At 59.8% G+C, this 14,482-nt stretch carries 11 protein-coding genes; 2 read left to right on the top strand and 9 right to left on the bottom strand.

All coding sequences use genetic code 11. The features are described 5' to 3' along the window. Positions 1-12 precede the first annotated feature (12 nt). The 4 genes from GA0061098_RS00120 to GA0061098_RS00100 all read right to left on the bottom strand — a co-directional run bounded on the left by GA0061098_RS00120 (position 13) and on the right by GA0061098_RS00100 (position 6,565). The gene (locus GA0061098_RS00120) at positions 13-2,145 is read right to left on the bottom strand and encodes a tetratricopeptide repeat protein (protein WP_091953769.1); all 2,133 of its coding nucleotides are present in this window, start codon (positions 2,143-2,145) and stop codon (positions 13-15) included. 415 nt (positions 2,146-2,560) lie between these two features. Beyond that, the gene (locus GA0061098_RS00115) at positions 2,561-2,938 is read right to left on the bottom strand and encodes a hypothetical protein (RefSeq protein WP_091952197.1); all 378 of its coding nucleotides are present in this window, start codon (positions 2,936-2,938) and stop codon (positions 2,561-2,563) included. Between the two features lie 80 nt (positions 2,939-3,018). After that, positions 3,019-4,707: an arylsulfatase gene (locus GA0061098_RS00110; RefSeq protein ID WP_091952196.1), complete on the bottom strand. Its 1,689-nt coding sequence runs from the start codon at positions 4,705-4,707 to the stop codon at positions 3,019-3,021. 1,474 nt (positions 4,708-6,181) lie between these two features. Beyond that, a complete protein-coding gene (locus GA0061098_RS00100) occupies positions 6,182-6,565 on the bottom strand; it encodes a hypothetical protein (protein WP_091952194.1) in 384 nt (127 codons plus the stop codon). Between the two features lie 394 nt (positions 6,566-6,959). On the opposite strand from GA0061098_RS00100, the gene GA0061098_RS00095 reads away from it, so the two are divergent. Further along, entirely contained in the window at positions 6,960-8,027 is a 1,068-nt protein-coding gene (locus tag GA0061098_RS00095) for a TolC family protein (RefSeq protein ID WP_091952193.1), read from the top strand. A 5-nt stretch (positions 8,028-8,032) separates the two neighbouring features. On the opposite strand, the gene GA0061098_RS00090 is transcribed toward GA0061098_RS00095, so the two are convergent. The 5 genes from GA0061098_RS00090 to GA0061098_RS00080 all read right to left on the bottom strand — a co-directional run bounded on the left by GA0061098_RS00090 (position 8,033) and on the right by GA0061098_RS00080 (position 12,553). Then, complete coding sequence (locus GA0061098_RS00090; protein ID WP_091952191.1) at positions 8,033-9,004, bottom strand: AraC family transcriptional regulator; 972 nt, start codon at positions 9,002-9,004, stop codon at positions 8,033-8,035. A gap of 244 nt (positions 9,005-9,248) precedes the next feature. Beyond that, positions 9,249-9,488, bottom strand: coding sequence for a hypothetical protein (locus tag GA0061098_RS43480; protein WP_129590796.1), 240 nt, complete (start codon positions 9,486-9,488; stop codon positions 9,249-9,251). A gap of 233 nt (positions 9,489-9,721) precedes the next feature. After that, a complete protein-coding gene (locus tag GA0061098_RS43475; RefSeq protein WP_129590795.1) occupies positions 9,722-10,018 on the bottom strand; it encodes a hypothetical protein in 297 nt (98 codons plus the stop codon). Positions 10,019-10,331: 313 nt separating this feature from the next. Then, positions 10,332-11,075 (bottom strand): S1 family peptidase, encoded by a 744-nt coding sequence (locus tag GA0061098_RS00085; RefSeq protein ID WP_091952189.1) that lies wholly within the window; start codon positions 11,073-11,075, stop codon positions 10,332-10,334. Between the two features lie 470 nt (positions 11,076-11,545). Continuing rightward, positions 11,546-12,553 carry an AraC family transcriptional regulator gene (locus tag GA0061098_RS00080; RefSeq protein ID WP_129590794.1) on the bottom strand — a complete coding sequence of 336 codons (1,008 nt, stop codon included), beginning with the start codon at positions 12,551-12,553 and terminating at the stop codon, positions 11,546-11,548. Between the two features lie 669 nt (positions 12,554-13,222). Here GA0061098_RS00080 and dusA point away from each other — a divergent pair. Beyond that, complete coding sequence (gene dusA, locus GA0061098_RS00075) at positions 13,223-14,221, top strand: tRNA dihydrouridine(20/20a) synthase DusA (RefSeq protein WP_091952185.1); 999 nt, start codon at positions 13,223-13,225, stop codon at positions 14,219-14,221. Positions 14,222-14,482: the final 261 nt, after the last annotated feature.

Here is a 14,482-nt window from a genome sequence, read left to right as displayed (position 1 = left end):
CTCCTCGGCCATTCACTTCAAGCGTGCGCGAAGATCGTCGGTGAGGCGGTTTAGTTCACGGTCATTCGGGACGAGGCGAGAGAGCCGCTCAGCATATTCGAGTGCGGCACCGATGTTTCCGGAATCGCGGCTGAACGTGACAAGGGCAGACAGGCTGTCGCGATCGTCTGGATGCCCGACCAGGTTGGCCTTCAAGACTTCAATTGATTCACCGACGCGGCCCGACGAATGCAGCGCCACGGCGTACACGTAGGCGTAGCGCGACCGGTCAGGTTCGAGTTCTCTTGCGGTCTGGAATTCGCTGAGCGCGTCGTTCGGTCGTTTCTGCCTGATAAGGGTGAGCCCCAGAGCATGGTGCAAGCCGCCGTCTTGCCGTGAAGACGTGATCGCTGTTCTCAGGATGCTTTCTCCCTCGCCATCCCGGCTGAGTTGCCGGTATAGGTCCGCCAGATTGATCGCCGCGGGCGTGTATTGGGGGCTGAGCCGAAGGGCTGCCTTGTATTCGCTCTCTGCATCGGTTGTCAGCCCGCGGCGCGCATGGAAGTTTCCAAGCGCCGAGCGGGCTTCGGGCCGGTCCGCGTTGAGGCGTTGCGCCGCAATGAACTCGGCCGCGGCCCGCTCAAACGCTGCGCGGTCGGAGGCGGGCTGGTTGGCAGTAGGCACGGCGGCCAAAACGAACATCGCCCTGATACGAACGCCGCGGCTTGGATCGGATAGAAGCGACGAGACAAGCGGCCAGATCCGGTCGCCCGGAAGGCCATCGAGCATGTCAAGCGCTGCGACCCGCACCATTGGATCGGGATCGGCCAATTCCTTGCGGGCGAGTTCAATATTCGCAGGCGAGACCCGCGAATGAAGTTCGCTGAGAGCGCTCGCACGCGCGATTGCCGGCGCTGTGGGACTGGCCGCCACCACAGCCAGCAGCGCAGCCGCGTCGCTTCGGTCGGTCCAGGACGCCTGGAATGCCTCGGCGTAGTTCTGGAAACCTTTTCGGACAGGCCCGTGCCAGCGCTCGATCGCGTCGGCCGCCCATTGTGCGGATTTGTCGGTATGGCAGTTGTTGCAGGCATTTGGGGTGCCAAGCTTCACGGAGAGATCCGGCCTCGGAATTCGAAGGCTATGGTCGTGCCGCTTGTCGACCACCATGTAGGTGCTGACAGGCATATGACACGACGCGCAAGTCAGTGCCGGCGTTACGCCCTCGTGGCGATTATGTGAGGCAACTTCATATCGGTCGGAGACATGGCATTGCAGGCAAACGCCATCGCCTGGAGCGCGGAGTTTCGCGGCGTGAGGTTCGTGGCAATCGCTGCAAGTGACGCCGGCCGCGAACATCTTGCTCTGCTTGAACGGGCCGTAATTGTACACCTCGTCGCGCATCTGCCCGTCGGCATGATACAGGCCGCGAGCAAGGAGAGCGACGGCGTGCGTGTCGGATAAGGCTTGTCCCGGCACCCAATCTTCGGAGAATTCGCCGCGTCGCGCGTGGCACAGCCCGCAGGTCTCGACCTCTCTACGTGTTACCGCAGCCGCGATGCCGCGTTGCGGATTGCCGGTCTTCGGCTCGGGGTGCCAAGTGACGCCGTTACGCTCGTTCAGCAAGGCGGTCAGTCCTTTGCGCGGGTCATCATCTTTTCCAAACCAGCTTCGCTGGCTGCGCGCCCAATCGATGTGGCGGGAGCCCTTGCCGTGGCACGCCTCGCAGCCAACGCTGATTTCCGTCCATGTCGTGTGGAAACGATCATTGGTCGCGTCGTAGTTCTTCTGCACGCCGGTTGAATGACATTCCGCGCACATGAAATTCCAGTTTTGATTGAGGCTGGTCCAATGCAGCACGTCGTCGTGCTTGATCTCCTCATTGGGATAGAGATGAAACCAGCGTTGACCGCCCTGGTCCTTCGGCCGGCCATCCCAGGCGATTGAAAGCGCCTGTACGCGGCCATCTGGGAATTCGATCAGATATTGCTGCAAGGGATCAATGCCGAAGGTGTATTTCACTTCGAAGGTCGCAAGCTTGCCGTCCGGGCCGTCGGTTTCGACGAAGAACTTGTCGTCCTTTTTGAAAAACCGCGAATGCACGCCGAAATAGTCGAACCTGGCATTATCGAAATTGCCGAGCACGGAAGCGGCCGTGGCGTGCTGCATGGCATGCTTGTGCTGAGATTCCTTCCACAACGCGGTTTCGGCCTGGTGGCACCCAGCGCAGGCTTCGCTGCCGACAAAGGCCAGGGCAGGGGCCGCGCTTCGGGGGCGAAGCACTTCGGGCAAAGGCAATCCGCCGCCCAGGAACAACAGGACCAGGCCACCAACGGCGATCACGCCGACCGCTGCCAGTGACACGAATAGCGGCTTCGAGCGGGAAGCGGCGCTCCGAGCGTTGTCCGTCTTGCCGAGGCTTGGCTTCGAAGTGCCCACGCGCGGAGGGGGCTTGTCAATGTTGCCGGTCGTGCCCTTGTTGCGCGCCACTGGCTCTGCCCTTTAGGACCTGCGATCCTCAGAGCTTGATCAATATGGGCCAATTCGGGCTATGCAGATTCGGCAACGAGCACGGTGATCGGCGCTAATTCTTATTCCGATTCTTGCTCGCGCCGCTCAAGGCCGGTGTTGGTGACAATGTCGCTGGGTCGGTCATCTGCATGCAAGTCAAAAGGTCAACATAGCTGCCCGTTCCCAAAAGCGTCGCTTCGGCCGCGCAGCGGTCGCGAACGGAAGCAGAATAATTTGACCAGATGGCGGCAAGCTGCTGTTGCGCAGAATTCTCGTCGCGCATGCAATTCTCAACTGATTGAGGAAGATCGAGGTTCATGGCTTTGTCCGTGGCCGCCGTTTCTTTGCAGGTCCTTTCGACGTTGATAACAGGCACCACATCTCCGACGGGTATCACAAATGGACCGCCAAGTTGAGTGACCAGTGCGAGTGATAAGAACGCGCCGTTCATTGGAGGCTCCTTCCGACGATCTCGTTGTGCGTTGGGGGGCGCTCTTTTTGAGAGCGCCCGCATCTTGAAAGGTCAGGCTATCACTGCCCTTGATGTTGTTTGATAGCTTGCTCAACTTCCCTTTTTACGGCTTCAAGGTTGAAGCTCGCCGGTGCCTGCATCGGTGGGTACTCGATGGCCGTTTGCGCCAATTTGGCGACCTCCTGTTGCACAAGCACGAAGCGCCAGAATTCGCGGGCCATGAAATCATTCATGTAACCTCCGCCCATATTGTTCAGGCTTTCACCGCGGATTGAGGGTGTCCGCTCAAACGGATCCTGGCGGATGTTGACCATGGTTGGCATATCGGTCGTGTCTTTTTCGCCCGGCCACCCGTGTGGCTGTTGGAAGAACTGGAACTTGAAGTTGTCGTGGCGAAGGGCACCGAGATGCGGACCGGCGAAATAGAAGATCTCATGGCGCTTCGATGGGCCCTTGCCGGTGAGCAGATCCATCTGATTGTAACCGTCGAGGTGGTTCTTGTAGGTGCGGCCCTCCAGCGTCACGCCCTTGAGAAGCTGCTCGGTAATATTCGGGTTTCCTGCCGCAGCAGTTAGTGTCGGGAACCAATCGAGCCCGGAGACTATTCCATTCTCGACCGAACCCGGCTTGATGCGGCCTGGCCAGCGAATGATGGCCGGCACGCGGAAGCCGCCTTCATAGCTGGTCCCTTTGGTGGCCTTGAACGGGGTCATGCCGCCATCCGGCCAGGTAAACACCTCGGCGCCATTGTCCGTTGTAAAGATGACGATGGTGTTGTTGGTTTCACCGATGTCGTCGATATGTTTGAGCAGAGCGCCGACGCTGTCGTCCATCTGCGCAACGCCGGCTTCCTCGAGACCGTAGTTCGTCTCGTTGTTCTGCATCGCGCTGTACTTCTTCGACAGGAACGTCCAGACGTGCATGCGCGTCGTGTTGTGCCAGACGAAGAAAGGTTTGCCGTCGCGCTTGGCCTTGTCCATGAAGTCACTGGAGGATTTGACCAAAACCTCGTCGAAGGTGGTCATGTCGTACTTCGCCTTCAGGAACGGCAGATCATGCATATTCGGTACGTTCTGCATGTCGGGAAACGGCGGCAGCGGCCCCTCGTCGACGATCCGTTGCTTGCCGATCTTGCCCCAGCGCGGCATTTCGGCGGTGTCGTCCTTGTCCGTCGCGTAGCTGTGGACCAGGCTGCGGGGGCCGTACTTGTTGTAGTAGTCCTGGTTGACCGGGAACGAGTACCAGTACGGGTCAGACATTGCGTCGAGGTGATACAGGTAGCCAAAGAATTCGTCGAAGCCATGCACCGTCGGCAGATATTTGTTGAGATCGCCGAGGTGGTTCTTGCCGAACTGCCCGGTGGCGTAGCCGAGCGATTTGAGGGCGGTGGCGAGTGTAACTGCCTGGTCCGGAATGCCGACGTCGGCACCGGCCTGACCGACAGTCGTTAACCCCGTGCGGATCGGCAACTCGCCAGTGATGAAGTTGGCGCGCCCCGCCGTGCAGCTCGCTTCGGCATAATAGTCGGTGAACATCATGCCTTCAGATGCCAGCTTGTCGAGGTTTGGCGTCTTGCCGGACATCATTCCGCGGTGGTAGGCGCCGATGTTGAACCAGCCAACATCGTCACCCATGATCACAAGGATGTTTGGTTTCCGTTCCTGCTGGGCGGAGGCAGGAATGCTCGCCATTGTCGTGACGGTACTCAGCACGGCAAGAGCGCCCCAGATTGTTCTGAACATTCTCATGGTGGCCTTCCTTGGTTTCGGCTGCTGAAGCGCGGGCCGCAGCCTTCGCCCATTTCACCCACCAACCGATCTTGCCCCGATCGACGGAGATCACACTTCGGCAACACGGTCGGACGCCTCGCGGACGGGAAATTGGTCGAAACGCTCTGGATGCGCTATGTACTTTCGGCAAGTTATTGGAACGCGAAGATGCGTTTCCAATCATTCTTCATGCTGATCACGTTCCAACCGTTCTTCTTCGCGTCGTCATAGAGCACGGGGGTGAACCTGCCGACCTTCTGTCGAGCAGACCTTGCGCCGGGCCGTAGGCCCCGCTCTTGGCCAATACCTGATCGAGGTTGAACGTCTCTGCCGCTTGCAGTGGCGGGAACTGCCTGAACGTCTCAATGTGCTTCAGCCACAACTGCTGACCGATTTCGGCCGTCCGTTTGGCTGCTAGCTCGGAAGTAGCCGCTCACTGCCTGCGATGTCAGAGTTGGGGCCAAGAGCAGTCGTTGGGGGGCCCCTCTGACCACGCGCCAGGTACCTTGAAAGATTCCGAATCTGCATAGCCGGCGACGCTAGCCGGACATTAACTTGGTACGCTTCTCGGCAGACTAAGCGGCCCAATCAGGCCGCCATTCTTCAGGCTGTCAATGCTGAGCCTAGAGCCAACTGAAGGGAGTTACCCATGACTTGGAAGATTTTGTCAGCCACTGTGCTGTCGGCCGCTCTCCTGACTGTGACCTCGCCAATCACGGCCCAGGAGAGCGAAAAAGAAACAAACGCGCGAGCGGCGTGTTTCAAGGAAGCTCATGCGGCGGCCGCGAGGCAGGGCCAAGCCTCTACCCTTCCGCAGGGCGATGCTGGGCAATATGCGTATGATGCCTACGTCTCATGCTGTAAGAGAGTGGGAATCAGACCCTAAGCCAGAAGCATCTTACGCTTGATGGTCGCTAACATCTCACACCGAAGAATCAAGCAGCGCTTTCGCTTCCGGAAGCGCTGTGTGTGAGTTGGGGCATGAAGGTCATGAGTTTCGGTGTGCCTACCTTGACCGCGCCAGATGCTCGCGATGTCAAGCGCGGCTCTCAATTCCAACTGGCGCGCGTCTTGGCCTTGCGCAACAATTGCAAGCGCTGTTTCGAGCAAGGATTCCCACTCGGCTCCAGCATTTGATGCATTGCCGAGAAGCAGTTTGCCAATCTTTCTGTCTCGGCCCCCAATGATGGCTCTCAGATCTTCCGGTTGACACGTGCGGAGAAGGCCCGTCGAGCCGACGAGATCGCAGAGCATCACCGTGAGTTGCCGACGCCCAGCAGCGTCGGCGAGGATACCAGCGCTCGGCGATGACCAAGATGATCTCGCCTATTCTAGATTTGGTATCAATCGTGCCCACAATGCGTTACTCCGGCGCAAACGACCGAAGATGACGGATGCGGCGGCGGTAACTCCCGATGGTACGTGCCGCCCTCCGAAGCGCACTGTGCGCGCGTTATGAGCAGACCCAGGCGCCGTAGGCGTTACGATAGCAGCCGTTGTTGTAGCCGTAGGCTCCGTAATAGCCGGTCGCCGCCGCGCCCATCGCTGCCGCCCCTACCGCTGCGCCAACCGCCGCTCCACGATAGGGATATCCTCCGCGCCAAGCGACGCCGCGATAAGCCGCTCCACGATAAGCCGCCCCACGATAGGCGCCGCCGCGATAAGCCACGCCACGCCCCGCTACAGTGCCCCCTCGGAAATGTGCCGCGCCGCCATGAAAGCCTCCAGCATGGAAGCCGCCACCGCGGAAACCACCACGGGCGAGCGCGTCGTCGGGGACTAAGGTTGCGCCTACAAGGACGGTGGCTGCAAAGCCAATCAAAGCCTTATGCAACATTGGTCATTCTCCTTAAAACTGAATGCTTGGCAGCGGCCCTCTACATGCGCATGGGTTTTCGCCGCGCGTTGGACCTTGGCCAATCATGCCGGCCTGGAATGGCGGACCGCACGGCCGGCCTTGCGCCCCGCTATAATTTGTATGTCGATTTCCACTCTTTTGGTTTCGCGCGAGGCAACAGAACCGTAGTCCGACATTGTCGGCGGCAGCAGCGTAGCTGGCTATGCGTTTCCGGCAGAATTCGCGCATGCGCTCTTCAACAAACTCTGCTCAACGGCTTGCGCGCTTCTCCGAGAGTCCGAATCTGCATAGTCAGCACTGCGAACCAAAATTAGCTTTGGATGGCTTATCGGAAGGCAAATTGTCCTGACATACCTTCGAGTGCCATTATGCAATTAAGAGCCGGGCAACCTATATCGGCATCCGCACCACGGAGCAGTTGATCGCGATCGCCCGTTCCAACATCAGCAAGCAGGAGCAAAGCCTCAGGATCGCAAAGGCAAAATACACTGGGGGCGGCAGCAGCGAACGCGACGTCTTTCAGGCGACTAACGTACTCGAGCAGACGCGAGCAGCGATTCCGCAGCTGACCAACCAGCTGCAACAGGGAGAGAACGCGCTCTGTGTGCTGCTCGGCATCCCACCCGTTTCGCTGGCGGGGCTGCTCGCCCGGTCGAGAGGCAGGATACGTGTACCACCTAGCACGATCGCAGTCGGAATCCCGGCGGATCTGTTCCGCCGCCGGCCCGACGTTCGCACTGCCGAGCTTGCCGTGCTGGCGCAGAACGCGCAGATTGGCGTGGCCGAGGCGCAGCTCTATCCGGCCATCAGCATCACCGGCGCGTTCGGAGGCGCGGCCAGCACCGCCAACGGCCACAACCTGGGCCAACTCGTCAGCTCCAGGGGCATGACCTATGCCGCCGATCCGTCGTTTCAATGGAATATCCTGAACTACGGGCAGATCACCAACAATGTGCGTCTGCAGGACGCCAAGCTGCAACAGCTGTTGGTCGATTATCAAAACACCGTCCTCAAAGCGCAGCAGCAGGTCGACGATGGCATCTCCGCCTTCCGGCAGTCGCGTCTGCAGGTCGGATACCTGCGCAAGAGCGCCGAAGCTGCGCGCGGCGCCTTGAGAATTGGGACGGAGCAGTACGAGCAAGGGGCTACAGATTTCACGACCGTGCTGACTGCCGAGCAGAATTTGTTTCAGGCGGAGAGCAGCGTGGCGGCAGCTTTGGCCAATGTTGCACTCGGTGCAACCGCCATCTACCGCGCGCTCGGGGGCGGATGGCAGATACGAGAGGACAGCTATTTCGTGACCGCCGCGACGCGCGACCAAATGCGAGCGCGGACCAACTGGGGAGAGCTGCTAGCGCCGGCCGGCCAGCCGCAACCGCCGGCTCCGGGCCTTCCTTCACCCGCAGATATTGGGCCGACGGTCCGGTCGCCGGAGTGGTGAATGCGTCAGGACGATGCGGCCGAATCCTGTGCTCCAAGCTGCCGAGCGCGTTGCAGCGTGGTCGAAGGCGATTCACCGAAGGTGGTGCGATACGTCACCGAAAAACGGCCAAGCTCCAGGAACTGATGATTTCGGGCGACTTCAGCGACGCTCGCCTTTGAGGGGTCGGCTCGCTGCAGCGCGGCGCGAGCCTTGTTCAAGCGCTGCAATAAAAGATATCGTGTAGGGCTTACGCCAAGAATCTCGGCGCAACACATCCGCAACGTTCGCTCGGCCACGCCGATCTCCGCACAAAGCGTTGGCATGTTGAGATTCTGATCAATCCGCTTGCTCAGTGCTTCTTCGAAGCGAACCATGACAGCGGCGTGATGATGTCTTCCCCTGGAATGGTCGTCCGCCTCGTTGGCAGCCAAGCAATGGGTGATGGCGTGGAGCATTTCCTGCTCCAGTGCTCTTGCGATCTCGGGGCGCTCGGTCACCTTTCGGGTTTCCGCGAGATGGCAGGCTTGCCTGAACAGGCCCTGGAATCTTGACGCCACCGCGCGCGAAGGACGGAGTATCCTGTTGGCGGGTGGTGATGCGATCAGCCGTCCGGTCAAGGCCTTGCCGCCATCGGCGAGTTGCTCGGGCGGTAACGACAGCAACCCCCACTGGCACTCACCGTTAGAGCGTTGATGCACGCGCTCGCCGCTGCGGTGAAGGACCATGTCGCCGTTTCGCAAGGCCAATCCGCCGCATCTGAGAGATGCGGTGGCGACTGGAAACGACAGGAAGGTCCGTTCGGGGAGCAGCGAGATATAGGCAATGCGGGGGAGGGTCTCGCAGCACCGATAAATTTGCAGGTGGTTCAGTTTCAGCCGCGTCAACTGAGCCTTGAAATCTCCGGCGCCCGCTATCGTGAGGTTGACGCGTACGTCGCCAAATGCGGCCGCGTAACCATCCGGATCGCTAAATGCACGTGTACCGCCTTCTGCCATATCCCATGCCCCGTCGCACCGGCGGAACAGTTCTTGCGACCGGTTGAAGCTTCTTGGGTCGCATCAAGGGAGCCAGCATTGGGCAATTGACGCTTTTCGGCTATGCGCCTTCGGAACTTCGAAGGTGCATTGCGGAGTCCGTCGACTATGCAAGTTCGGCAGGCGGCAAGGGCTGTCGACCAGGCGTTGGGATCAATGGAAAGACTGCCCTGAGGGGGCGGCCTTTCAGATAGCGGCCGAATGTTTATGGCCGTATCCCCATTTTGCGGCAACAATCACGATAGGCGTCCATTCCAAGAGCCTGCCTGTCGGCAGTCGCACCGGAAAAACCGACCGACACGCTGTTTGCTGCGGCGTTGGCCTGCCTGAAGCATTCAGCACGTGCGGCCCTGACATCCATCTTTTTTGCCGTTTGCGCCTGCAGCGAGGTTGAAAGAAATGGAACGAGTAAGGCGCTAGCGAAGAGCGTTCGCATCCAGAACATATTTGCCTCCTTCGAACACTGAGCAGCTCGACGGGCACGCCGAGCGCTTCCCGGATAGGTACCAGCCCGCCTATGAGGACGATATCCGGCGCAGCGGGGGCGACTATGCAAGTACGGCAAGGATTCGCGATTGTTTGCGGAATGGTCGACGGTGAGATCAAGCGACCAGACTATCTGAAACGGGCGATTGGGGCGGCACAAAATCCGCTTGGGAGTGCGTATAGGGGCTTCGATTAGAACTGGCCGGGTTGAGCAGGTGGACCGGGATAATCCGATCGCAAATTGTTCGGGTTATTGCGATCGAACAAATCTTGCCAAAGGACACAGCCGCACCTGCCGCCATCAACGGGTGGCGAAATTTTCCGCAGGTCCCGAACGACGGAACGTGAGGAAACTGTTTTTGGCTTGGCTACATCGATCGTCTTCGGCGGCGAAACATGGCGCGGAGGAGTAGCCTGTGCCGATGCTAGACTTGTCATCCCTAATACGGGAGCGGTGATGGCGAGCACTCGCAACAGTTTGATGAGCATGATACCCTCCGGCATAGTCGGTTGACCGCATTGTGGTGTGCCTGAAGAAGATGCGCAGTCTCATCAGGCCGCCGAGCCCGCCGATAGTAAGCCATGGCAGGTTAGCGCCGGCTTCGCGCGGTTGACTATGCAGGTTCGGAATCGAGCCAGGAGCGGTCTGCCAGTCTGAGCGTGGGCTCAGCTCCATGAGGTCGGCAATAGACACCCATGCGTTCTGCCTTCACGCGATCACGCCTGTTGCGGAGCTCGCGCGTGCGGCCGACGGACCTAGCTGGCCTGTACGTCTGGCCCAAGATAGTTACGTACTTGGATCTCAGTTGGATTGGGCAAATTCGTCCAGCACCTGGACCGGCACGGAGACGACATTGGGCATTCCCCACGCTGTCGAGATCCGTATTTGGTGAGACGCCCAGACGATATTCTGCGTGAACACGTTGCTGATGACTGCCGCGACCCGGCCATCGCAATCGATCACTGGTGCTCCCGACGCGCCGTGGTCGATGACAAGGCGGTTCTCGCCTTCATAGAATTCTAGGAGTGCCATGCCGGCGAGCTTCCCATCGTCTCCGAAACGAACAAACCGTCCTCCCACGGGATGCAGGCGGCCGGCCGGATAGGCGAGCGTCATGACCTGCTCGTCCGGCACGAGCGGCTTCCTCCGGATTGTGACGCTCCGCGCGGCGGTGACGGCATGTTCGAGTTCGATGACTGCGAGCTTTTCGGCCTGGACCCCTGCCACGCGCTGGATCCGCGCGGCGATAGAATGGCTGTTTTCTCCGTCCGCGATCTCGAGCGACTTCCACTCCTCGGTCGAGAGCTTCATACCCGCCGTCACGTGCTCGGCGGTAACGATCGTCGTTGGGGACAGGAACCAACCGGTGCCTCGCACGCCGATGAGGTTCGGACGCGCATCGCGGTCGGCGTCATCGAAATGGCGCATGATGCTGACCGTCGAGTGCGTGAATTGCGCGGGATCGACGCAAGCTGCACCAGCATGCTGGGTGGTCGCAAACAGAAGAAAGGAAACGAACAGCAGATGATCGGCACGTCCTTGCATCTTAACGAGTCCCCGTGTCCAATCGCAGTGGACGAGCGACTCTGCGACTGGGCAACAGGGCGGACCGACTTATCCGAAGCTTTTCCCAAGGCGCGGGAATTTTCGCGGCCGGTGTCGCGCCTTTGTCACAGACGTCGAGAATCTGCCGTGTCAGCAGCCGGCCGGCGCAACCTATTTTGTGCTCTGCTCGAGTAACGCGAGGGAAGTCACGGCGTTCCTAAATTGATCGTGCGCTATTCAGGACTGGCGATTTGAAGCCGGTCATCGCACCGGGTCCCCGCACGAGGTTCAAGTAGAGCAGGGAGTTGCCGATAGGGACGCGCTTAGGTGTAACCGGTGAAGGGGGGAGAAATGACTGGGCTGCGTTGCGGCCTGATTGGTGGGCCGTCGCAATGTCACTGACGGCGACTTTCCAAGGAGGGGTAGGCATCGGCAAACTGCCCAAGCTCCCATACGGGGCTTGCTTGAACTCAGGCGTATCCAGGTTCGGTGACTACAAGGGACGATGGCCGATTGAGGTGGATAGAAATCCTCTCCGCGGGGCGCCGCAACGTCTCGGATGGCGATTCACCGAACAGGGCGCGATAGGTGACCGAAAAGCGGCCAAGCTCCCAAAAACCATGATCGGCGACAATGCGCGTGACGGTTGACTTCAACGGATCCGCCCGCAGCAACGCGTGACGCGCGAGGTGCATCCGGCGCAGGGTGAGAAAACGGATCGGCCCCATGCCCAGATGCTCTTCACAGGAGGCGCGAAGTGTTCGCTCCGCGACACCTATGGCGCCGCAGATTTCGGTGAGATAAAGCGGCCGGTCGGAATTTGCCGCTAAAAACTCCTCGAAACGAGCGACGATCGCATTGTGGTGACGGTCACCCGTTTTGGGTTCTAAGCCGACGCCGTTGGCGAGACATCGGACCATGACATGGATGAGTTCGCTCTCCAGTGCGCGAAGCACCTCCGGGATTTGCAGTACATCTGGAGTGTCATGGGCGAGCTGTCCGATCGCTCTGTGCAGGTTCAACAGCCCTGACATCAATTGAGGGTGTGGATGAACAACACGCTGATCCGATTTTTTCACGAATTCGCAGCCGATGATCGCTTCGACTGCTTGATTCAGCTCATCGGTCGGTAGAGAAAGCGAACCGTAGTCGAAATCAGGGCCTGATCGCCGATGGACGACATCAGACTTGTTGACGATGATGTCGCCGGGCAAGACCTCCAACCCACAGTGCTGGAGGGGCGACGAATTGGATTCGGTCAGAAAACCGATCGACCGCCGCTCGGGTTTGCACGCGACGGTGCAGACTGTTGGCGCGGATGCACGAAAATCTTGTACCCACAGCCGGTTCGCACCGACCTGCGTGATCTCGACCTCAAAAGCATCCTTCGTTGTTGGCAGTATCTCGACCTCGGCAGCTAGGATCGCCGCCTGGCATAGCAACGGATCTGAAAACGCAAGAACTCTACTCCAGGGCATTTCGGCCCCCCCGAGACGCAAAAGTACGCTGTTGCAGGTGACGGCTACGCAATCAGATCGTTAGAATGAATTTGTCGGCTTTTTCATCAAAGGGCGCCTACACCCTGAGCTCACGCCGTTTTTAACATACGATCGTAGTACTCTAGCGCCAGCACTACTCCTGATCAATGTGGCGTTTGCGACACTATTGTGGTGGGCACCTACCGCACGCCAACCAGCCACGACGCGGTTGTTTGACATAGATCAACGCAGGGATTGTGACGCGGCAGGTTGCGATCTTCGCGGCGGAAGACGTTTGCCACACTTGACCAGGAGCCGCTCATGATCCTGCCTGCCTGCGTGCAGGTCCTCGATTGGAAGCGGCCAGCGATCGCATAAGCGCGGCATAAACATGCGATTTATACTTGCATCGCTGAGTGAGTATGAATCGATGCCGACTTCCAACCTGAGTGCCTCGAAAATCTCTGATATTCGCTGTGCGAGTGGCGTGTGCACTCTCGCCCTCGTGTGCATGACGTGCGCAACTGATAATCCGAAGAAGCGATTTTCGCTTCCAATTCATGCACATATGGTCCTAGAAGAGCCAACCAGCTGAAGCTTACTCAAACCCAATTCCTCAATCGGTCCAATTACATGAAGGGTCGATCGGAGCGTAAATACATCAGCGAAATGAATAGCTTAGGCCACAAATTTTCCGTCGCCCCCATGATGGATTGGAGCGACCGGCACTGCCGCGTGTTCCACCGCCACCTGACGCGCCGGGGGCTGCTCTATACGGAGATGGTGACGACGGGCGCGGTCATTCACGGCGACCGGGAGCGGCTGCTTGGGTTCGACGCGAGCGAGCATCCCGTGGCGCTTCAGCTTGGTGGGTCGGATCCGGGAGAGCTCGCGCGGGCGGCGCGGATCGGCGAAGATTTCGGCTACGACGAGATCAATCTCAATGTCGGCTGCCCGTCGGACCGCGTGAAGGATGGCCGCTTTGGCGCCTGCCTGATGGCGGAGCCAGAGCCTGTGGCGCGGTGCGTCGATGCGATGAAGCAGGCTGTCGCGGTTCCCGTCACGGTGAAGTGCCGCATCGGCATCGACGACCAGGATCCGGAAGTCGCCCTTGATGCGCTCGCGCGCGCGGTGGTCGCCTCCGGCTGCGACGCACTGATCGTGCATGCCCGCAAGGCCTGGCTCAACGGGTTGTCTCCGAAGGAGAACCGCGACATCCCGCCGCTCGACTATGAGCGCGTCTATCGGCTCAAGCGCGCAATGCCTGACGTGCCTGTCATCATCAATGGCGGTATTCGAGGCCTCGACGAAGCGAGAGCGCATCTCGAACATGTCGACGGCGTGATGCTCGGCCGCGCCGCCTACCAGGACCCGTGGCGGCTGCTTGGCGTCGATCAGGAGATCTTCGGCGAGGCGACGCCGCACGCGACCATGCAAGACGCGTTCGAGGCGATGATGCCCTATATCGAGCAGCAGCTTGCCCGCGGCACGCGGCTGCATGCGATCACGCGGCATTTCGTCGGCGCATTCCATGCCGTGCCCGGCGCGCGGGCCTTCCGCCGCCATCTGGCCGAACAGGGAGTGAAGGCAGGCGCCGGCCTCGAGGTCCTGCGCGATGCGATCGCGCGCGTCGGTACGCGCGCGCCGGCGGAGGAAGCTGCGGCCTAGCTGCCTTCCTGCAGGCTGATGCGATGTTTCAGAGGTCGATGAGTTGACGCGCCACCGCTTGACGGACGGCCGGGCCGACTCTGGGGGATTGTGTGATGTTGCCCTTCTGCCGGTGTTTTGCCCGACGTGTCACCAGTGTCTAGCCACGACGCGTCCAATAACTCCGGAGAGGCCAATCGTTGTCCCGCGCAAGTCCTTGTTCGGACAAGCACCGGCTACTGTGCATGGGGTTGTTTTCGCGTTTTTTGTTCGCCGCACCGA

Source organism: Bradyrhizobium shewense (assembly GCF_900094605.1).
GTDB lineage: Bacteria > Pseudomonadota > Alphaproteobacteria > Rhizobiales > Xanthobacteraceae > Bradyrhizobium > Bradyrhizobium shewense.
This window is presented reverse-complemented; position numbering and strand designations above follow the sequence as displayed.

Bases quoted from the DNA above. Each gene is read 5' to 3' on its own strand.
- GA0061098_RS00120 (WP_091953769.1), bottom strand. From the start codon at position 2,145: ATGCAGCACGCCACGGCCGCTTCCGTGCTCGGCAATTTCGATAATGCC.
- GA0061098_RS00090 (WP_091952191.1), bottom strand. From the start codon at position 9,004: ATGGCAGAAGGCGGTACACGTGCATTTAGCGATCCGGATGGTTACGCG.
- GA0061098_RS00110 (WP_091952196.1), bottom strand. From the start codon at position 4,707: ATGAGAATGTTCAGAACAATCTGGGGCGCTCTTGCCGTGCTGAGTACC.
- GA0061098_RS00100 (WP_091952194.1), bottom strand. From the start codon at position 6,565: ATGTTGCATAAGGCTTTGATTGGCTTTGCAGCCACCGTCCTTGTAGGC.
- GA0061098_RS00115 (WP_091952197.1), bottom strand. From the start codon at position 2,938: ATGAACGGCGCGTTCTTATCACTCGCACTGGTCACTCAACTTGGCGGT.
- dusA (WP_091952185.1), top strand. From the start codon at position 13,223: ATGAATAGCTTAGGCCACAAATTTTCCGTCGCCCCCATGATGGATTGG.
- GA0061098_RS43475 (WP_129590795.1), bottom strand. From the start codon at position 10,018: ATGCTCATCAAACTGTTGCGAGTGCTCGCCATCACCGCTCCCGTATTA.
- GA0061098_RS00085 (WP_091952189.1), bottom strand. From the start codon at position 11,075: ATGCAAGGACGTGCCGATCATCTGCTGTTCGTTTCCTTTCTTCTGTTT.
- GA0061098_RS00080 (WP_129590794.1), bottom strand. From the start codon at position 12,553: ATGCCCTGGAGTAGAGTTCTTGCGTTTTCAGATCCGTTGCTATGCCAG.
- GA0061098_RS43480 (WP_129590796.1), bottom strand. From the start codon at position 9,488: ATGTTCTGGATGCGAACGCTCTTCGCTAGCGCCTTACTCGTTCCATTT.